Raw genomic sequence first — 19888 nt, forward strand, 5'->3', positions numbered from 1 at the left:
GGTTTCTTCCGGCTGACCGAGTCGGCCTCATCGGGAGCAAGCCCCCTCCCACACTTGACTGCATTTCAAGGTTGGAACTCAGTCAACTGTGGGAGGGGTGCTCCCGATGGCGCCTTGGCAGACAACACCGGTTCCTGCTCATACAATGCCCGCTGCCTTGTAGGAGACTTCCATGACCACCCGCCCTGCCGCCCCTCGCAAACCCCGCGCCCGCAGCCAGGCCAGGATCGATGCGATCCTTGATGCCGCCCGCACGTTGCTGGCGACCGAAGGCGTGGCCAGTTTGTCGATCTACAGCGTGGCGGAACGGGCACAGATTCCACCGTCGTCGGTGTATCACTTTTTCGCCAGCGTGCCGGCGCTACTGGAAGCGTTGACCGCCGATGTGCATGCGGCATTCCGCGCAGCCATCCAGGCGCCTATCGAGCATGCTGCACTCAAGCACTGGCGTGACCTGTCCTGCATCGTCGAACAGCGCATGCTCACGGTCTACGAGCACGACGCCGCCGCGCGCCAGTTGATCCTGGCTCAGCATGGGCTCACCGAAGTGACCCAGGCCGACCGCCAGCATGATCTGGAGTTGGGGGATTTGATGCTGGCCGTGTTCAACCGCCACTTCGAAGTGCCGACGCTGCCTGAGGATGTGGATGTGTTCGCCTTGGCGCTGGAACTGAGCGACCGCGTCTATGCGCGCTCGGTGCATCAGCATGGGCAGATTACGCCGCGCATGGCGGAAGAAGGGATGCGGGTGTTTGATGCGTATGTGGGGCTTTATTTGCCCGCATATCTGCCCAAGCGCCAAGTATCGGGTTGACTGGGCCGGCCTCTTCGCGAGCAAGCCCGCTCCCACATTTGAATGCATTCCACTGTTGGAACTCGGTCAAATGTGGGAGCGGGCTTGCTCGCGAAAGCGGCCTTAAAAGCACCGCAAATCCCGATCACAACTTGGCGATCGACACCTCGGTGGACTTAACGAAGGCAATCACTTCGCTGCCAATCACCAACTCCAGCTCTTTGACCGAGCGGGTGGTGATGACAGACGTCACGATGCCGGACGCCGTCTGCACGTCGATTTCCGACAGCACGTCACCTTCTACGATTTCCTTGATAGTGCCTTTGAACTGGTTACGCACGTTGATGGCTTTAATAGTCATGGTGTTCTTCCTTCGAGGGACAAGTGAGTTATTGCGCCCAACGCAATTGCGTCGGCAGCGGTGAAACAGGTTCGGGTTCCGGCGGCGTTCCGGGCAGCGACAGCACACGGTTAAGCACTTCGGCTTCCAGGGCTGCCAGGCGATGCGACCCACGGGCACGGGGTCGCGGCAGATCGACAATCAGGTCGAGGCCGACTTCACCGTCTTCGATCAGAATTACCCGGTCGGCAATCGCCACGGCCTCGCTGACATCGTGGGTCACCAGCAACACGGTGAAGCCGTGCTTCTGCCACAGGTTTTCGATCAGTTGCTGCATCTCGATGCGCGTCAAGGCGTCCAGCGCCCCCAAAGGCTCATCCAGCAGCAGCAAGCGCGGTTGGTGAATCAGCGCACGCGCCAAGGCCACCCGCTGCTTCTGGCCACCGGACAAGGCCGCCGGCCACTCATTCGCACGCTCGGCCAGGCCGACCGCCTCCAGCGCATCCAGCGCTTTGGGGCGCCAGTTACCTTTGAGACCCAGGCCCACGTTGTCGATGATCTTTTTCCACGGCAGCAGGCGCGCTTCCTGGAACATCAACCGCGTGTCCTCAATCGCTTCGCTCAGCGGTGCAGAGCCGGCCAACAGTTCGCCGCCGCTGGCTTTGTCCAGGCCGGCCAGCAGGCGCAGCAAGGTACTTTTGCCGCAGCCACTGCGACCGACCACGGCCACAAACTGCCCAGCGGGGATGTGCAGGTCGATGTCCTTGAGCACTTCCCGCGCACCAAAGGCCTTGCGCAATTTGCGCACCGCCAGCGGGATACCCTTGAGCAGGCGCGGAGGTTGTTGAGCGGTCATGCCGCACCTCCTTTATTCACTTGGTAAGCCGGATGCCAGCGCAGCCACACACGTTCCAGGCCGCGAGCAGCCAGGTCGGCGAGCTTGCCGAGGATGGCGTACATGACGATGGCCAATACCACCACGTCGGTTTGCAGGAATTCACGGGCGTTCATCGCCAGGTAACCAATGCCGGAGCTGGCCGAGATGGTTTCCGCCACGATCAGCGTCAACCACATAAAGCCCAGCGCAAAACGCACGCCGACCAGAATCGAAGGCAATGCGCCCGGCAGGATCACCTGACGGAACAGGCTGAAGCCGGACAAGCCGTAGCTGCGCGCCATTTCCACCAGCGCCGGGTCGACGTTGCGAATGCCGTGATACGTGTTCAGGTAGATCGGGAACAGCGTGCCGAGGGCGACCAGGAAAATCTTCGCGGTCTCGTCAATGCCGAACCACAGGATCACCAGCGGAATCAGCGCCAGGTGTGGCACGTTGCGGATCATCTGCACCGAGCTGTCCAACAGGCGTTCGCCCCATTTCGACAGGCCGGTGATAAAGCCCAGGGCCAGGCCGATGCTGCCACCGATCACAAAGCCCAGGCCGGCACGCCAGCCGCTGATGGCCAGGTGCGTCCAGATTTCGCCGCTGCGCACCAGGTTAACCCCGGCTTCGATCACCGCACTCGGCGCCGGCAGAATGCGTGTCGACAACCAACCCGCCGACACCGACAACTGCCACACCGCCAGCAACAAGATCGGCAGCACCCAGGGCGCGACGCGATGGCTTAATTTTTCAACGTTCATGACGGCGCCTCAGCTCTGCGACGCAGCTTTGGGAAGGATGTCGTTGGCGACCATCTCGCCGAACGGGCTGACGTAACCGGCGCTTTTCGGCAACTCGGGACGTTCGATGTCCAAGTGCGGGAACAACAGCTCAGCCACGCGGTACGACTCTTCCAGGTGTGGATAACCGGAAAAGATGAAGGTATCGATGCCCAGCGCAGCGTATTCATTGACACGTGCCGCAACGGTTGGGCCATCACCCACCAGCGCAGTACCCGCACCACCGCGTACCAGGCCGACACCGGCCCACAGGTTGGGGCTGACTTCGAGGTTGTCACGGTTACCGCCGTGCAAGGCCGCCATGCGTTGCTGGCCGACGGAATCGAAGCGCGCGAGGGAGGCCTGGGCACGGGCGATGGTCTCGTCGTCCAAGTGGGAGATCAGTTTGTCCGCAGCTTTCCACGCCTCATCGTTGGTTTCACGCACGATCACATGCAGGCGAATACCGAAGCGCACCGTGCGCCCAAGTTTCGCGGCCTTGGCCCGCACCTGTTCGATTTTTTCAGCGACAGCGGCCGGTGGCTCGCCCCAGGTCAGCACCATTTCCACTTGTTCAGCGGCCAGGTCCTGGGCGGCTTCGGAGGAGCCGCCGAAGTACAGCGGCGGACGCGGTTGCTGGATCGGCGGGTAGAGCAATTTGGCGCCTTTGACGCTGATATGTTCACCGTCGTAATCCACGGTTTCACCTTCCAGCACGCGTCGCCAGATGCGGGTGAATTCCACGGAGGCCTGATAGCGCTCTTCGTGGCTGAGGAACAAACCGTCGCCGGCCAGCTCTTCCGGATCACCACCGGTCACCAGGTTAAACAGCGCACGGCCACCGGACAGGCGGTCCAGGGTCGCCGCCTGACGCGCAGCCACCGTCGGGGAAATGATCCCGGGGCGCAGGGCGACAAGGAATTTCAGACGCTGGGTCACCGGGATCAGCGAGGCGGCCACCAGCCACGAGTCTTCGCAGGAGCGGCCGGTCGGAATCAGCACCCCGCCGAAACCCAGGCGGTCGGCCGCCTGTGCCACTTGTTGCAGGTAACCATGGTCGACGGCGCGAGCGCCTTCGGCGGTACCCAGGTAATGGCCGTCGCCGTGGGTAGGCAGGAACCAGAAAATATTGAGGCTCATGGAGTTGTCTCCTGAAGAAGTCGAATTACGGCGCTTTGGCAACGGCGGCGGGTGGCGTCCAGATCACGTCCTTGATGCTCAAGGGTTTGGGGATCAATTTGAGCTGGTAGAAGCTGTCGGCGATTTTCTGCTGGGCGGCGACCACTTCCGGGGTCAGGAACAACGCGCCGTAGCCTTGGCGTTTCACCGAGGTCAGGGTGATGTCAGCGGGCAGGCCGAGCAGCGGTGCGACTTGTTCCGTGACTTCCTGCGGGTTGGCTTTGGACCACTCGCCTACCGCACGCACTTCTTCCACCAGCGCCTTGATCACATCCGGGTGCTGTGTGGCGTACGGTTTGGTGGCCAGGTAGAACTGGTGGTTGTCGGCGATGCCGGTGCCGTCACGCAGGGTGCGCGCTTGCAGTTGTTTCTCGGCGGCGGCCTGGTACGGGTCCCAGATCACCCAGGCGTCGACGCTGCCTCGCTCGAACGCGGCGCGGGCATCGGCGGGCGGCAGGAACACGGTGTGCACGTCGGTGTATTTCAGGCCGGCATCCTCCAGGGCGCGTACCAGCAGGTAGTGCACGTTGGAGCCTTTGTTGAGCACGATTTTCTTGCCCTTGAGCTCGGCCACGGACTTGATCGTCGAATCTTTGGGCACCAGGATCGCTTCACTGGTCGGCGCTGGCGGTTCGTAGGCGACGTAAAGCAGATCGGCGCCGGCAGCCTGGGCGAATACCGGCGGGGTTTCGCCGGTGACGCCGAAGTCGATGGAACCGACGTTCAGGCCTTCGAGCAGTTGCGGGCCACCGGGGAATTCCGTCCACTGCACCTGCACGCCTTGGGCGGCCAGGCGTTTTTCCAGGGTGCCCTTGGCCTTGAGCAACACCAGCGTGCCGTACTTCTGATAACCGATCCGCAGGGTTTCGGCGGCGTGGGCTTGAACCATGGCGCCGAAGGACACAGCCGCAGCAAACAGTGCGACCAGACCACGACGCAAGATGACAGTGCGCATGGCGCTCTCTCCAAAAAATGCGATTAGGGGGTTGGCTGCACCTGCTTGGCCGTTGGCGGCTGAGTAAGGTGAGTACTACACAATCCGGTAAGACTTAAATGCTCCAGCGAGCACTCAACAAACGGTCATTCAACACATTGGGATCAAGGGGTTTTGGGCGACGGGCCATGGCGCTATAGAGCGTCTCCAGGGCCTCGTGCAAACGCTGTTCAAGCACCGGCACCAGTTGCGCCTGGGCACTGCCTTCGCCGTAAGCGATCTGGCTGTCTTCGGCAAAGATGCCGTGGAGCAACTCCTGGGCTTTGAGGGCCGACAACACCGGCTTCAAGGCGTAGTCCACCGCCAGCATGTGGGCGATGCTGCCGCCGGTGGCCATCGGTAAGACGATCTTGTGAGCCAGGGCGCGCTCAGGCAGCAGATCGAGCACGGTTTTCAGCGCGCCCGAGAACGAGGCCTTGTATACCGGCGTGGCGATGACCAGGCCGTCAGCGTTGGCGACATGCTGCAACAGATCGATAACTTTGGGGCTGTCGAAGCGGGCGTGCAGCAAGTCTTCGGCCGGGAAGTCCCGTATCTGATAACTCACGACTTCCACGCCTTTGTCTTGCAGCCACTGACGGGTTTTTTCCAGCAAGACCCCGGAGCGGGAACGCTGGCTGGGACTGCCTCCAAGTGTTACGACCAACATGCAGGTATTCCTTGAGCAAGTGTCGGCGGTTCGCTGTGTGCGGTGGCGCCAAGATGGGACAGACCATATCAGCTGATTTATATATCTATAAATCTTATTTTTTTATTTGTTTATTCCCTAAAAATATATGAGATTTATGAATCTTCAGACGAAAAAAAAGGCCGTCGAAACGGCCTGAAAACCCCTGCTGTGTGAGTCGGTCTACAACTTGAAATGCGATCAAAATGTAGGAGCGGGCTTGCTCGCGAAGGCGGTGTGTCATTCAAAGGTGCATCAACTGACAGCCCGCCTTCGCGAGCAAGCCCGCTCCCACACTGGATTGTGTGTCAGCGATTAGGCTGTGGGGTAAGCCGCAGATACGGCTTCACCGCGCGATAACCTTTCGGAAAGCGTTGCTTGATCTCTTCCTCGTCCTTGAGCGACGGCACGATCACCACTTCATCGCCGTCCTGCCAGTTGGCGGGCGTGGCGACCTTGTGGCTGTCGGTCAGCTGCAGCGAGTCGATAACCCGCAGGATTTCGTGGAAGTTGCGGCCAGTGCTGGCCGGGTAGGTAATCGTCAGGCGAACCTTCTTGCTCGGGTCGATCACGAACAAGGAGCGCACGGTGAGGGTGTCACTGGCGTTCGGGTGGATCAGGTCGTACAGGTCCGACACCTTGCGATCGGCATCCGCCAGGATCGGGAAGTTAACGACCGTGTTCTGGGTTTCGTTGATGTCTTCAATCCACTTGTGGTGCGAGTCCACCGGGTCTACCGACAGCGCGATAGCCTTGACGCCGCGCTTGGCGAATTCGTCCTTGAGCTTGGCAGTAAAGCCCAACTCGGTGGTGCACACCGGAGTGAAGTCCGCCGGATGGGAAAACAGCACGCCCCAGCTATCGCCCAGCCACTCATGGAAACGAATCTTGCCGGCGCTGGAATCCTGTTCGAAGTCGGGGGCGATGTCGCCCAATCTTAGGCTCATGGTGTAGCTCCTGGTGAGTGCTTATGGAGCCTACTGTGCATGGGTTACAGATTATTTAAAAAGAATAAATATCGCTTTATCTAGACGATAAAAGAATATTAAAAATCTGTTCATTGGACTTGGCAACGGGCAAGGATCAACATCCGTTTCAAGGTTCGAGAAGGCCTTGAGACGCTGTAAAGAGAGGGGATTCAGGAAGGGCTTGCGGGGGTTGAGCCCGACTTGAACAGTAAAATACCCTGCCCGGCATTGCGCCGGGCAAGGTTTTACACGCTTACAACAGCGGGATCGAGTAGCTGACGATCAGACGGTTTTCGTCTTGATCGCGGGTAGCAACGTCGGTACGCCACATTGCGTTCTTCCAAGCCACGCCGAGGTTTTTCAGCGGGCCTTGTGGAACAACGTAGGCCAGGGTGATATCGCGTTCCCACTCAGACTTGTCGCCAGCGGTGGTCTGGATGTTGGTACCTTTGAGGTAAACAATACCAGCGGTCAGGCCAGGCACGCCGATTTTGGCGAAGTCATACGCGTAACGAGCTTGCCAGGTGCGCTCGCCGGCACGGGCGAACTTCTGGATTTGCATGTCGGTCGTGGTGCTGTTCGACGAACCGTCGCCTTGGTTCAGCCAAGGGAAGTCACTGTCGCCATTGGTGTACTGATAACCGCCACCAAAGGTGTGGCCATTAATCGAGTACAGACCCAGGTAGCTGTAGAGGTCGTTGTCAACCTTGCCAGCGGTAACAGGCTTGGCACCGTCGGTGTAGTAACCCGAGGTGTAGTAGCCGGCAGTGTTGCCATTTGCGCCGTTGTCGCGGCTGCGGTAGTAACGCAGGTCACTTTTCAGCACGCCTGGGCCGATTGCCCAGTTGTGTACCAAGCCCAGGAAGTTCTGGGAGTAAAAATCTTTCAGCTCGCCGAAGTAGTACGAAGCCGTCAGATCCTTGGTGATTTTGTAGTCAGCACCCGCGTAGTAGAACTTGTTGCTGAATTTGCCGGTGTCGTAGTTGGAGCTTTTGTTAGCGCCAGCAATCGACAGGTTTTCGTTGTTGCTCGAGTTACGGCCCTTGGCCGACTCGATCTGACCAGCAGTCAGGGTCAAGTCTTTGATTTCGTTAGAAACGATCTCGCCGCCCTGGAAGGTCTGAGGCAACAGGCGACCATCGTTGGTCTTGATCACCGGGTTGTTTGGCTGCAGGGTGCCAATTTTCGCTACGGTCTGGGAGATCTTGACCTTACCGGTCACGCCCAGGCTGGCGAAATCGCTGACGGCTTTGTTGCCGTCGCTTGGGAACACAGTGCCGCCCGAAGCGGTGCCGCTGTAGTTGCCGTGGTTATCGCGGCTGGAGTCCAGACGCATGCCGTACAGGCCGATAGCGTCAACACCAAACTGAACGGTACCTTGGGTAAAACCCGAGATGAAACGCAGGTCGAAGCCTTGGCCCCATTCAGCGTTCTTGCTACGGCTGCTCGCAGTAGGAGCGCCATCGCGGTTGTCAGTGTTGATGTAAAAGTTACGCAGACCCAGAGTGGCCTTGCTGTCTTCGATGAAACCGGCGGAGTTTGCCTGTTGGGCAATCGCAGCGACAGCCACGGCCAACGCCAATGTTGACTTCTTCATGTACCGCTCCTCTCATTTCTAATTTTTGTATTTCTTAGGTCTCGGGTCTGACGCCCTAGATCCACAGATGCGCGATTAGCGCCAGATAGTGACTACCAAGTCAATCGTAACTTTGTATGTCTACTACCTTCGTCTAACCGCAGTTGATTTGGTCCCTGCAGGGTAATGAGTTTTTCATACACCCAAAAAGAATTGTTTCATTCTTTTTCATACGATTCAGGAATAAGGCTTTCCATGCAGCAAGCCGGTCAGCATAGACCACCTGCTCCATAAGCTAATTCCTAAATGGTATTTACTAGCCTTTTTTTAGATCGATTAGTGTTGCCGTACTGTTGCATACGTCACCCACGATCAAAAAGGCGACGCCATCATGGCCAAAGGCACATCCTCCCGTCAATTTGTTACAGTTTTTGTGTCACTAATAATTTCTTTTGGTGTCCAAGCGGCCGATTTAACCATCGGCTATCAAACCGGCATCGACCCCAGCAAAGTCCCACAGGCCGATGGCCTCTATGAAAAGGCCATTGGCGAGAAGATTGCCTGGCGCCGATTCAACAGTGGGCCGGAAGTCGTCACGGCTATCGCATCCGGCGATGTACAAATCGGTAACCTGGGTTCCAGCCCTCTAGCAGCGGCGGCTTCACGCAATCTACCGATCGTAGCCTTTATGGTATCGGCGCAGATCAATGCTTCTGAAGCGTTGGTGGTGCGTAATGGCAGCGGCATCAACAAACCAGAGGATCTGATCGGCAAAACCATCGCCACCCCCTTCGTCTCAACCTCTCATTACAGCCTGCTCGGCGCGCTGAAGCACTGGGGCCTGGACACCCGGAAAGTCAAAGTGGTGAACCTGCAGCCCGCGGAAATTGCCGCCGCGTGGAAACGTGGTGATATCGACGGCGCCTTCGTGTGGTCACCGGCCCTGGGCGAGATCCGCAAGACCGGAAAAACCCTGACAGATGCGGCAGAAGTGGGCCAGTGGGGAGCGCCGACGTTCGAAGTGTGGGTGGCACGCAAGGATTTCGCGGAAAAACATCCTGACGTAGTGGCCAAGTTTGCCAAGGTCACGCTGGACTCTTTCGCTGACTATGCCGCCCATAAAGACGGCTGGACGGTCGACTCTGAACCGGTGCAGAAAATCGCCAAATTGACAGGTTCGAATGCCACCGATATTCCTGAGCTGTTGGCCGGCACCACTTTCCCGGATGCGCAGGCGCAGCAAACCAATGCCCTGCTTAAAGGGGGCACGGCGAAGGCGATTGGAGAGACGGCGAAGTTTTTGAAGGAACAGGGGAAGGTTGAAGCGGTGTTGCCGGACTATTCGGCATTCGTGACCGACAAATTCGTCAACCCGTAAGGCAATCAAATGTGGGAGCTGGCTTGCCGGCGATGCTGGCGACTCGGTAGTTCAGATAAACCGAGGTGATGCTATCGCAGGCAAGCCAGCTCCCCCATGAGCCAGCTCTTTATCAGGCAGGAAGATCAGGTTTAGAGGGCCTTCTCGAAAATCTTCGAATTACGCTGATAGTTGTAGAGCGAGGCCCGCGCCGAAGGCAGGCGATCCACGCTGCTCGGCACAAACCCACGCTCACGGAACCAGTGGGCGGTTCGGGTGGTGAGAACAAACAGCGTCTTCAAACCCTGCGCTCGGGCTCGGGTCTCGATTCGCTCCAGCAACACATCACCGCGCGCGCCGTGGCGGTATTCCGGGTTCACCGCCAGGCATGCCAACTCACCGGCATCCGAGTCTGCGATTTGATACAGCGCCGCACAGGCGATAATCATGCCTTCGCGCTCGACCACACTGAACTGCTCGATCTCACGCTCCAGCACTTCGCGCGAACGCCGTACCAGGATGCCCTGCTCTTCCAGCGGGCTGATCAGGTCGAGCAAACCACCGACATCTTCAATCGCCGCTTCGCGTACCAGTTCAAATTGCTCCTGGGCCACCAGCGTACCGCCGCCGTCCCGGGTAAACAGTTCGGTGAGCAACGCGCCGTCTTCGGCGTAGCTCACGATATGGCTGCGCCCTACCCCGCCACGGCAGGCTTCGGCGGCGGCGTCCAGCAGTTCAGCCTGATAGTTGTTGCCCAGGCGTTGCAGGTGCGCCGGCACTTGCTGCGGGCGCAACTCACGGACCAGGCGACCCTGTTCGTCGATCAGGCCCAGGTCGGCGCCAAACAGCAGCAGCTTGTCGGCGCCCAGGTCGATGGCGGCGCGGGTGGCGACGTCTTCGCAGGCCAGGTTGAAGATTTCCCCGGTGGGCGAGTAACCCAGCGGCGACAGCAGCACGATGGAGCGCTCGTCCAAGAGACGGTTGATGCCCTTGCGGTCGACCCGGCGCACTTCGCCAGTGTGGTGGTAATCCACGCCTTCCAGCACACCGATCGGCCGCGCGGTGACCAGGTTGCCGCTGGCCACCCGCAGGCGCGAGCCTTGCATCGGCGACGAGGCCATGTCCATGGACAGGCGCGCTTCGATAGCAATACGCAGGTGGCCGACCGCGTCGATCACACACTCCAGCGTCGCGGCATCGGTGATGCGCAAGCCTTCGTGGTAAGCCGGCGTCAGGCCACGCGCCTCAAGGCGCGTTTCGATTTGTGGGCGCGAACCGTGGACCAGCACCAGCCGCACACCGAGGCTGTGAAGCAGCACCAGGTCGTGGACGATATTGCCGAAGTTCGGATGTTCCACACCATCGCCGGGCAGCATGACCACAAAGGTGCAGTCGCGGTGGGCGTTGATGTAAGGCGAAGCGTGACGAAGCCAATTGACGTATTCGGGCATAACACCTGGGCCTGTAATAAAAAGCAGCCAAAAAAGGATGAATCGTGAAAGCGCACAGCGGGCTGATGGTTATCGTCGGAACAGGCTTGGCGACACGCTCGCTCTCCTTATGTACGAATGGGCAGGGGTTAATTTATGCAGGTTTAAGGCAGTAATGTTCGATCAGTTCCCGCAATAGACGCACTGTAGGCGTCAAGCGTGACATTTCGAGGTACTCGCCCGGCTGGTGGGCACACGCAATATCACCAGGGCCAAGCACCAGGGTTTCACAACCAAGGCGCTGAAGATAAGGCGCTTCGGTGCCGAACGCTACTGCTTCGGCACGATGACCGGTCAATCGTTCCGCAACCCGCACCAGCTCGGCGTCTTCGGCCTGCTCGAACGGCGGCACTTCGGGGAAGAGCGGCGCGTAGTCGATCTTGACTTTGTGGCGCTCGGCCAAGGGTTCGAGCTTCTGCCGAATGGCGTCGCGCAGCACTTGCGGGTCCATGCCCGGCAAGGGCCGCAGGTCGAACTCGAGGGAACATTGACCGCAAATGCGGTTGGGATTGTCGCCGCCGTGGATGCAACCGAAGTTCATGGTCGGTTGCGGTACGCTGAATTGCGGGTTGCGGTACTCACGCTGCCAGGCCAGGCGCAGGCCACGCAGTTCGCCAATGGCGTCGTGCATGGCCTCGAGGGCGCTGTGGCCCAGACTTGGGTCCGACGAATGGCCGCTACGGCCGAGGATGTCGATGCGTTCCATCATCACGCCTTTATGCAGGCGGATGGGCTTGAGGCCCGTCGGCTCACCGATCACCGCCGCGCGGCCCAACGGGCGCCCGGCCTCGGCGAGCGCACGGGCGCCGGACATGGAGCTTTCTTCGTCGCAGGTGGCGAGGATCAACAACGGTTGCTTGAACGGCTGATCCAGCAATGGCAACACCGCTTCAATGGCCAGTGCGAAAAAGCCCTTCATGTCGCAGCTGCCCAATCCTACCCAGCGGCCATCAACTTCCGTCAGTTTGAGCGGGTCGGTCTTCCACAACGCAGCGTCGTAGGGAACGGTATCACTATGACCAGCCAGCACCAGGCCGCCAGGACCGCTGCCGAAACTGGCCAGCAGGTTGAACTTGCCGGGGCTGACTTGCTGGATATCGATGGCGAAACCCAGGTCGCCGAGCCAACTGGCGAGCAGGTCGATCACCGGGCGGTTGGTCTGGTCGAGAGACGCTTGGGTGCAACTGACCGACGGCGCGGCAATCAACGCGGCGAATTGCTCTTTCATGGACGGTAACGGCATGCGCGGCCTCTCAACTTCCCGGATGAGCCCCACTATAGAACCATCTGCACGACACAATAAACCGTTGCGGCGCGTTGCCGGGCTCAGTCCTGTACACTGCACGACCTTGGCAGCCACACTTTTCCCCGGCTGCGCTCCCGATCCTGGATTTTCCGGCCATGCAGAAAGAAACCGAAATCAAGCTCCGCGTCAGCCGCGAAACACTCGCCGCGCTGCGTGAGCACCCGCTACTGAAAAAACGCAACAAAAGTGGCTGGGAACGCCGTGAGTTGATGAACCAGTATTTCGACACCCCCGAGCGCGACCTGGCCCAGGCCAAAGTCGCCCTGCGCCTGCGCAAGGACGGTGACGAAATCATCCAGACCCTCAAGACCCGTGGCCAAAGCGTCGCTGGCTTGTCGGAACGCAACGAGTTCAACTGGGACCTACCCAAGGCCAAGCTCGACGTGAAGAAACTCGACGGCGAGTGCTGGCCCGAGCAACTGGCCGAGCTGGACAAAAAGACCCTCAAGCCGATCTTCACCACCGATTTCGTGCGTGAGCGCGCTGAAATCGCCTGGGGCCGTGGCAAGGCCAAGGTGGTCATCGAAGCCGCCCTGGACCTGGGCCACGTGGTCGTGGGCAAGCAGAAAGAAGAAATCTGCGAGCTGGAACTGGAACTGCGCGAAGGTGAACCGGCTGCCCTGCTGGAACTCGCCGCCGAGCTGGCCGCCACCCTGGCGCTGATGCCCTGCGATATCAGCAAAGCCGAGCGTGGCTACCGCTTGTACGACGCCAATAGCTACTCGCTGAGCCTGCCGGCACCGCAGATCCACGCCGAAATGCCATTGGACGACGCCTTCGCCGCCATCATGTGGCACCTGCTGGGCAGCAGCCAGCGCCTGGCCGAACAATACCGTTTCAATGGCCACTGGCGCCTGCTGCAGGACTGGGTCGACAACCTCGGCGAACTGCGCGCCCTGATCGGCAGCCTCGGCCAGGCCGCTCCGCGTCAATCCACCAGTGAGCTGCGCAGCTCGCTGGATGCGTTGCTGGAAGACTGGCGCCCACTGGTCCAGGCCGGTGATGACGACGAAGACATTCGCAAAGCCGCGCCGGAACAATTCGCTGAAGAGCTGGAAGACGTGCGCTGGGGCTTGTTCTCGCTGAACACCTCGCGCTGGCTGCTGGCCCGCACCTGGACCACCGACCGCAACGTGCGTGGCAACCGTCAGGGCGCCGCGCAAATCACCAACTGGCTACCGCGCCTGCTGGCTGACGATGCCGTCGCCCTGCAACTGCCGCGCTACCAGCAGCAACCGGAAGACCTGGCCGAGCAACTGCCGCGTATCGAGCGCATCCAGGCCTGGCTGCACCACGCGCGCCAGGTGGTAGACATCCCGGAACTGGACCGTTTGTACGGCGAGCTGAACAAGCTGGCGCAACTGGCTAACCAGTTGATCACCGACGAATCGCTGGATGCGCGCATGCATCAGGCAATTGCGGTGTATCAGAACCGTGCCTGGAAAACGTTGCTGCGCCTGTAAAACCGAGCAACTCGGTCAAATGTGGGAGCGGGCTTGCTCGCGAAAGCGGTGGATCAGTCAACTTCTTGGTGGCTGACACGCCGCATTCGCGAGCAAGCCCTCTCCCACACGGTCAGCGCAATACAGGCAGGCTGGTAGTGGACTTGATCTCGGATAAAGCCACGATCGAGTTGACCTCCTGAATCCCCGGCACCATCGACAGCTTCTCGAAGAAAAACCGCTCGTACGCCTCGATGTCAGAGGTGACGATGCGCAGCAGAAAATCCACCGCCCCCATCAGCACGTAACACTCCAACACTTCCGGAAACCCACGAATCGCTTCGGTGAACTCTGTGAAGTTGGATCGGCCGTGGGCGTTGAGTTTTACCTCGGCAAAAATCTGCGTGTTGAGACCGATCTTCTTGCGGTCGAGCAGCGTCACCTGCCCGCGAATCACGCCTTCTTCCTTGAGCCGTTGAATACGCCGCCAGCACGGCGACTGCGACAGGCCCACCTGCTCGGCGATCTGCGCGCTGGACAGTGAAGCGTCCTCTTGCAACAGGGCCAGGATACGGCGGTCGTAGGCGTCCAACTCACTGTGCATAGAAATACCTGTTATCACGCTTATCTCGAATTAATTTATTCAATAAACCGCAAATCAGCTCCATCTTAGATAAGAAATCTCCCGTAGCGAATGTAAAAATTTCTCCAGTCGAATCTGGAGAGTCAGCATGCACGTCGTCGAAACCACACCGCCCACTGCCCGCGTCGATGCGTGGGCCGTCAACAGCGCCCATTGCCAGGCGCATTATCAGATCGTCGCCGAGGCCGAACCGGATGTGCTGTGCCGGGTGCTCAACTACTTCGCATTGCAGTTCCTGACGCCGCACCAGGTCAATGTGAACCGGGAAGACGACCTGCTGAGCATTGACATCGTGATGGACGGTTTGAGCTGGCATCGCGCCCAGGTGATCGGTGAAAAGATTAGAAACCTGATCAGCGTGTGCTCGCTGGAAGTGTGGCGGGCCGACTCCCTGCGGCCTCAGGCGGTGACGGCAGCCAGTCTGTAAAAGCCTGCAATACACACTGGGAGGTGGATGTTCAGAGACTGGCTAGCCTGGAATTACGCCCGACACTGCCCAGGAAATGTCCATGCCCGCTGCCTTGCACGATCACCGATTGGAACTGCATCAATTGCTGCCCGCATTGGTCGAGCAACAGCTGATTACAGCGGATGTGGCGCACAGGTTATCGACGACGCCTTCCTCACTGCACCCTCTTGAATGCATCGCAGCTGAAGGACTTTGCCTGGAAACACTGACCCAATGGCTGGCCCGGCATGTCGGGCAGCCTTATTTGCGCATAGACCCGCTCAAGATCGACGTGGCGACGGTAGTGCCCTTGATGTCCCACGCCTTCGCGCAGCGCCACGCGATCCTTGCGGTGGCCGTGGATGCGCAAACCGTCACCGTCGCCAGCGCCCAGCCCCATGTCAGCGGATGGGAAGCTGGGCTGGCGCAGGTGCTGAAACGCTCGATCAAGCGCGTGGTCGCCAACCCCAAGGACATTCAACGCTGCATTGGCGAGTTCTACCGGCTGGCCCAGTCCGTCAGCGGCGCTGATCAAAAGGTAGCGGTGGCCGGCAATTTCGAACTGCTCAACCTCGGCGCCAGCGAGCAGGAGCCAGATGCCAATGACGCGCATATCGTCAATATCGTCGACTGGCTGTTGCAGTACGCCTTCGGCCAACGGGCCAGCGATATCCATATCGAACCTTGTCGCGACCAGGGCCGGGTGCGTTTTCGCATCGATGGGCTGTTGCACGACGTGTATCAATTTCCGCCTCAGGTCACGATGGCGTTGGTCAGCCGCCTGAAAAGCCTGGGCCGGATGAATGTCGCGCAGAAGCGCAAACCCCAGGACGGCCGGGTCAAGACCAAAAGCCCGGAGGGCGTCGAGGTGGAACTGCGCCTTTCAACCCTGCCGACCGCGTTTGGCGAAAAACTGGTGATGCGTATTTTCGACCCACAGGTGCTGATCAAGGCTTTTGACCAGCTGGGTTTATCCGTCGAGGATCAACAACGTTGGCACGCCATGACCCGTCAGGCCAACGGCATCATCCTGGTTACCGGGCCTACCGGCTCTGGCAAGACCAGTACCCTCTACACCACGCTCAAGCAACTGGCGACCCGCGAGGTCAACCTGTGCACGGTGGAAGATCCGATCGAAATGATTGAGCCCGCCTTCAACCAGATGCAAGTGCAACACAACATCGACCTGACCTTCGCCAGCGGTATCCGCGCACTGCTGCGCCAAGACCCGGACATCATCATGATCGGTGAGATTCGCGACCAGGAAACGGCAGAGATGGCGATCCAGGCCGCACTGACCGGGCATCTGGTGCTATCGACCCTCCACACCAACGATGCTCCCAGCGCCGTCAGTCGTTTGCAGGAACTGGGTATTGCTCATTATTTGATCAAAGCTACGCTGATAGGGGTGATGGCACAGCGTTTGGTAAGGCTTTTGTGCCCTCACTGTAAACGCGCGGTGAATACGCAGGAACCTGTCCACGAAGCTACCGGCTGCGGGGAGTGTCGTGACAGCGGTTATCGAGGCCGAGCCGGGCTCTACGAAATCATGGTGATGGACGAGACGCTCAAGGCGCTGATCACCCCCGGCGCCGATGTGCAGGCTCTACGCCGTGCATCACTCGGGCAAGGCATGCGCAGCCTGCGAATGGCCGGTATCGATAAAGTGAACGCAGGGCTGACAACCCTGGCAGAAGTATTGCGGGTAACGCCTGGGGATTCAGATACAAATGAATGGGCTGTTGCGCCGTGAAACCGTCCTTATCCGTGACCAGACCGTTACACTCGGTCGCACATCGTTTCACTGACACCATCAGATAGGGAATCGCTATGCAGATCGGAACCGTACTGCTTCTATTCGTGGGTTTGGCCGTGGCCATCCTGTTCATGGGTTTTAAAGTGGTGCCACAGGGCTACCAATGGACCGTCGAGCGCTTCGGTCGCTACACCAACACCCTCAAACCCGGCCTCAACATCATCATTCCGATCATGGACCGTATTGGTCGCAAGATGAACGTGATGGAAAGCGTGCTGGATATCCCGCCCCAGGAAGTCATCACCGCCGATAACGCCACCGTGCAGATCGACGCCGTGTGCTTCTTCCAGGTGGTCAACACGGCCCAGGCCGCCTACGAGGTCAACAACCTCGAGCATGCTATCCGTAACTTGCTGCAAACCAATATCCGCACCGTGCTCGGCTCCATGGAACTGGATGCGATGTTGAGCCAGCGTGACGGCATCAACGAGAAACTGCTGCGTACCGTGGATGAAGCCACGGCACCGTGGGGCATCAAGATCACCCGGATCGAGATCAAGGACATCAGCCCGCCTGCCGACCTGATGGCCGCCATGTCCGGCCAGATGAAAGCCGAGCGGATCAAGCGTGCGCAGATTCTGGAGGCCGAAGGCCTGCGCGCATCGGCGATCCTGACTGCCGAAGGCAAGAAGCAGGCGCAGATCCTTGAGGCCGAGGGTAGCCGTCAGGCGGCTTTCCTGGAGTCCGAAGCCCGCGAGCGTCAGGCCGAAGCCGAAGCCCGCGCCACACAAGTGGTTTCCGAGGCAATCGCTTCGGGGAACGTGCAGGCGGTTAACTACTTCGTTGCGCAAAAATACATCGATGCCTTGGGCAAGCTGGCTTCGGCCAACAACAGCAAAGTCATCCTGATGCCGTTGGAAGCCAGCCAGGTGATTGGCGCAGTCGGTGGCATCGGCGAAATCGTCAAGGCAACCTTCGACAACAAGAAAGGCTGAGGCAGTCGCCATGTGGGATTTCCTGCAGCATCTGTCGTTCTGGGATTGGTTGGCACTGGGTACAGTGCTGTTGATTCTTGAAGTATTCGGCGCGGGTGGCTACCTGCTGTGGATGGGGATTGCCGCCGCTGCCGTAGGCGTGATCAAGTTTCTGGTCCCACCGCTTGGGCTGGAGTGGCAGCTGCTGCTATTCGCTGTCTTGTCGATCCTGACAGCCGTGTATTGGTGGAAACGCCAGCGCAGCAGCGCCAAGGTCAGCGACCAGCCGGGGCTGAACATGCGCGGCTCGGAGTTGATCGGTCGCACATTTTTGGTGCATCAGGCGATCGTCGATGGCCGGGGCAAGATAAAAGTCGGCGATGGCGTGTGGATGGTGACTGGCCCGGAAAGCCCCGTAGGCGCTCAAGTACGTGTCATTGGTCAGGAAGGCGTGGTTTTACAGGTCGAAACTGTTTAGTCAGTGATGGAACTCGGTTGGGCTAACTACAATCAAACTGTTCAGATAACCCAGTCGGAGTCACCCATCATGCGTCTCAAATATGCTGTCGCAACCCTCGCTGTGCTTTCCCTTCCTGTCGGTTCAGCCATGGCCGACAGTTTCTGGCGCAACGTCATCTCATCGGGCGCCACTACCGGCTCGACGTACCTGACCTTCAAGGACCACAAGCTGGTGGTCGCCGCCCAAGACGACGCAGGCAGCTTTGTTGCCAGCGACGGCGGCATCCGCGGCCCGTATCTGGAAGCCGCCATGCAAAAAGTTCGCGCTGACAACCCTGGCCTCAAGGCCACCGATATGGATTTGGCCAACGCTATCCTCGCGAAAAACGCTGTGACCGAGTAACAGCGCCCTATAAAGAATGCCGCTTTCCCAAGCGGCATTTTTTTGTCCGTAACATGACGATTCATTCACGCATGACAGGCTATATTCAGTCGAACCGTGCAACTATGCGGTACTGATACGTCTATTACTTATCGCCTATCTGAAACGGATGCCTTCGTCGTTATGAGCCAACAGCCCTTTCTGCCGTTTTCCAAACCTACCATTGATGAAGCCACCATCTCGGCGGTCGGCGACGTACTGCGCTCAGGCTGGATCACCAGCGGGCCAAAAGTGCAGGCGTTCGAAGCACAACTGTCGGAATACTTTGGCGGCCGTCCGGTACGCACCTTCAACTCCGGCACCTGCACCATGGAGATTGCCCTGCGCATCGCCGGGATCGGCCCTGGGGATGAAGTCATCACCACTCCGATCTCCTGGGTCGCCACCGCCAACGTCATTCTGGAAGTGGGTGCCACGCCGGTATTTGCCGATATCGACCCGGTCACCCGCAATATCGACCTGGCCCAGGTGGAAGCAGCGATCACCCCACGTACCAAGGCGATCATCCCGGTGTACCTGGCGGGCCTGCCCCTGGATATGCCGATGCTGTATGCACTGGCCAACAAGTACAACCTGCGTATCGTCGAAGACGCCGCCCAGGCGTTGGGTTCCAGCTGGAATGGCAAGCGTATCGGCGCTACGGGCGACTTCGTGTCGTTCAGCTTCCAGGCGAACAAGAACATCACGTCTTCCGAAGGGGGTTGCCTGGTGTTGAACAACGCCGAGGAAGCACGCCTGGCAGAAAAATATCGCCTGCAGGGCGTTACCCGTACCGGCTTCGACGGCCTGGACGTAGATGTGTTGGGCGGCAAGTTCAACATGACCGACATTGCCGCAGCCATCGGCCTGGGGCAGTTTGCCCATATCGAGAAGATCACTGCCCATCGCCAGAACCTGGCACGGCACTACTTCAAGTGCTTCGGCAGTGACTTTGAAGAGACATACGGCGCGCAACTTCCGCCGGCGGATTTCGAAAACAGCAACTGGCACCTGTTCCAGCTGGTACTGCCGGAGCGTCAGGATGGCCTGCCCGCGCGCGCGACCTTCATGGAGCAAATGCAGGCCCACGGCGTCGGCATTGGCTATCATTACCCGCCGATCCACCTGCTGAGCCTTTATCGGGCGCAGGGGTTCAAGGAAGGCATGTTCCCGGTGTCGGAGCGTGTTGGGCGTTTGATCGTGTCGTTGCCGATGTTCACGGCGATGACAGAAGCGGACGTGGAGCGGTCGGTCGCTGCGGTTAAAGCGGTACTGAAAGCGAGCTGAAAACAAACTGCCAGCTATCCGCAATCAACTGTGGGAGCTGGCTTGCCTGCGATGGCATCACCACGGTGTAACCGCTACACCGAGGCGTCTGCATCGCAGGCAAGCCAGCTCCCACATTGATTTGTGCTG

20 protein-coding genes are annotated in these 19888 nt (G+C 59.3%); 9 read left to right on the forward strand and 11 right to left on the reverse strand.

Annotated elements, in window-relative coordinates:
• Positions 1–172 precede the first annotated feature (172 nt).
• Positions 173–814 carry a TetR/AcrR family transcriptional regulator gene (locus tag ACLBW8_RS08520; protein ID WP_447805157.1) on the forward strand — a complete coding sequence of 214 codons (642 nt, stop codon included), beginning with the start codon at positions 173–175 and terminating at the stop codon, positions 812–814.
• Positions 815–938: 124 nt separating this feature from the next.
• Here the strand turns inward: ACLBW8_RS08520 and ACLBW8_RS08525 are convergent, their stop codons facing one another.
• From ACLBW8_RS08525 to ACLBW8_RS08560, 8 genes are all read right to left on the reverse strand, one after another.
• Positions 939–1154, reverse strand: a complete 216-nt coding sequence (locus tag ACLBW8_RS08525; protein ID WP_003213899.1) for a TOBE domain-containing protein — start codon at positions 1152–1154, stop codon at positions 939–941.
• A gap of 28 nt (positions 1155–1182) precedes the next feature.
• On the reverse strand, positions 1183–1989 hold the full coding sequence (gene ssuB, locus ACLBW8_RS08530) for an aliphatic sulfonates ABC transporter ATP-binding protein (protein ID WP_064454618.1): 807 nt from the start codon (positions 1987–1989) through the stop codon (positions 1183–1185).
• A complete protein-coding gene (gene ssuC / locus ACLBW8_RS08535) occupies positions 1986–2774 on the reverse strand; it encodes an aliphatic sulfonate ABC transporter permease SsuC (protein ID WP_064454619.1) in 789 nt (262 codons plus the stop codon). The genes ssuB and ssuC overlap by 4 nt, the downstream gene beginning before the upstream one ends.
• 9 nt (positions 2775–2783) lie before the next feature.
• Complete coding sequence (gene ssuD, locus ACLBW8_RS08540; RefSeq protein ID WP_064454620.1) at positions 2784–3932, reverse strand: FMNH2-dependent alkanesulfonate monooxygenase; 1149 nt, start codon at positions 3930–3932, stop codon at positions 2784–2786.
• A 25-nt stretch (positions 3933–3957) separates the two neighbouring features.
• Positions 3958–4926: a sulfonate ABC transporter substrate-binding protein gene (locus tag ACLBW8_RS08545; RefSeq protein ID WP_064454621.1), complete on the reverse strand. Its 969-nt coding sequence runs from the start codon at positions 4924–4926 to the stop codon at positions 3958–3960.
• 94 nt (positions 4927–5020) lie between these two features.
• Positions 5021–5614 carry an NADPH-dependent FMN reductase gene (gene ssuE, locus ACLBW8_RS08550; protein WP_447805158.1) on the reverse strand — a complete coding sequence of 198 codons (594 nt, stop codon included), beginning with the start codon at positions 5612–5614 and terminating at the stop codon, positions 5021–5023.
• 326 nt (positions 5615–5940) lie between these two features.
• Complete coding sequence (locus tag ACLBW8_RS08555) at positions 5941–6579, reverse strand: peroxiredoxin (RefSeq protein ID WP_447805159.1); 639 nt, start codon at positions 6577–6579, stop codon at positions 5941–5943.
• A gap of 274 nt (positions 6580–6853) precedes the next feature.
• Positions 6854–8197 carry an OprD family porin gene (locus ACLBW8_RS08560; RefSeq protein ID WP_064454623.1) on the reverse strand — a complete coding sequence of 448 codons (1344 nt, stop codon included), beginning with the start codon at positions 8195–8197 and terminating at the stop codon, positions 6854–6856.
• A 370-nt stretch (positions 8198–8567) separates the two neighbouring features.
• Between ACLBW8_RS08560 and tauA the strand changes: the two genes are divergently transcribed.
• The gene (gene tauA / locus ACLBW8_RS08565; RefSeq protein ID WP_447805160.1) at positions 8568–9554 is read left to right on the forward strand and encodes a taurine ABC transporter substrate-binding protein; all 987 of its coding nucleotides are present in this window, start codon (positions 8568–8570) and stop codon (positions 9552–9554) included.
• Between the two features lie 131 nt (positions 9555–9685).
• On the opposite strand, the gene argA is transcribed toward tauA, so the two are convergent.
• Both argA and argE read right to left on the reverse strand, forming a co-directional pair.
• The gene (gene argA / locus ACLBW8_RS08570; RefSeq protein WP_064454625.1) at positions 9686–10984 is read right to left on the reverse strand and encodes an amino-acid N-acetyltransferase; all 1299 of its coding nucleotides are present in this window, start codon (positions 10982–10984) and stop codon (positions 9686–9688) included.
• Between the two features lie 133 nt (positions 10985–11117).
• Positions 11118–12266: an acetylornithine deacetylase gene (gene argE, locus ACLBW8_RS08575; RefSeq protein WP_064454626.1), complete on the reverse strand. Its 1149-nt coding sequence runs from the start codon at positions 12264–12266 to the stop codon at positions 11118–11120.
• A 158-nt stretch (positions 12267–12424) separates the two neighbouring features.
• Between argE and ACLBW8_RS08580 the strand changes: the two genes are divergently transcribed.
• Entirely contained in the window at positions 12425–13792 is a 1368-nt protein-coding gene (locus ACLBW8_RS08580) for a CYTH domain-containing protein (protein ID WP_064454627.1), read from the forward strand.
• A 112-nt stretch (positions 13793–13904) separates the two neighbouring features.
• On the opposite strand, the gene ACLBW8_RS08585 is transcribed toward ACLBW8_RS08580, so the two are convergent.
• On the reverse strand, positions 13905–14375 hold the full coding sequence (locus ACLBW8_RS08585) for an Lrp/AsnC family transcriptional regulator (RefSeq protein WP_003195279.1): 471 nt from the start codon (positions 14373–14375) through the stop codon (positions 13905–13907).
• A 127-nt stretch (positions 14376–14502) separates the two neighbouring features.
• Here ACLBW8_RS08585 and ACLBW8_RS08590 point away from each other — a divergent pair, with 127 nt between their 5' ends.
• The 6 genes from ACLBW8_RS08590 to ACLBW8_RS08615 all read left to right on the forward strand — a co-directional run bounded on the left by ACLBW8_RS08590 (position 14503) and on the right by ACLBW8_RS08615 (position 19759).
• The gene (locus tag ACLBW8_RS08590) at positions 14503–14841 is read left to right on the forward strand and encodes a hypothetical protein (RefSeq protein WP_447805161.1); all 339 of its coding nucleotides are present in this window, start codon (positions 14503–14505) and stop codon (positions 14839–14841) included.
• Between the two features lie 82 nt (positions 14842–14923).
• On the forward strand, positions 14924–16615 hold the full coding sequence (locus ACLBW8_RS08595; RefSeq protein WP_447805162.1) for a GspE/PulE family protein: 1692 nt from the start codon (positions 14924–14926) through the stop codon (positions 16613–16615).
• 77 nt (positions 16616–16692) lie between these two features.
• A complete protein-coding gene (locus ACLBW8_RS08600) occupies positions 16693–17613 on the forward strand; it encodes an SPFH domain-containing protein (RefSeq protein ID WP_053258568.1) in 921 nt (306 codons plus the stop codon).
• Between the two features lie 10 nt (positions 17614–17623).
• Complete coding sequence (locus tag ACLBW8_RS08605) at positions 17624–18070, forward strand: NfeD family protein (protein ID WP_447805163.1); 447 nt, start codon at positions 17624–17626, stop codon at positions 18068–18070.
• Positions 18071–18139: 69 nt separating this feature from the next.
• Positions 18140–18454 carry a DUF2388 domain-containing protein gene (locus ACLBW8_RS08610; RefSeq protein WP_064454631.1) on the forward strand — a complete coding sequence of 105 codons (315 nt, stop codon included), beginning with the start codon at positions 18140–18142 and terminating at the stop codon, positions 18452–18454.
• Positions 18455–18616: 162 nt separating this feature from the next.
• The gene (locus ACLBW8_RS08615; protein ID WP_064454632.1) at positions 18617–19759 is read left to right on the forward strand and encodes a DegT/DnrJ/EryC1/StrS family aminotransferase; all 1143 of its coding nucleotides are present in this window, start codon (positions 18617–18619) and stop codon (positions 19757–19759) included.
• The last annotated feature ends 129 nt before the right edge of the window (positions 19760–19888 follow it).

Source organism: Pseudomonas sp. M5A4_2d (genome assembly GCF_053345295.1).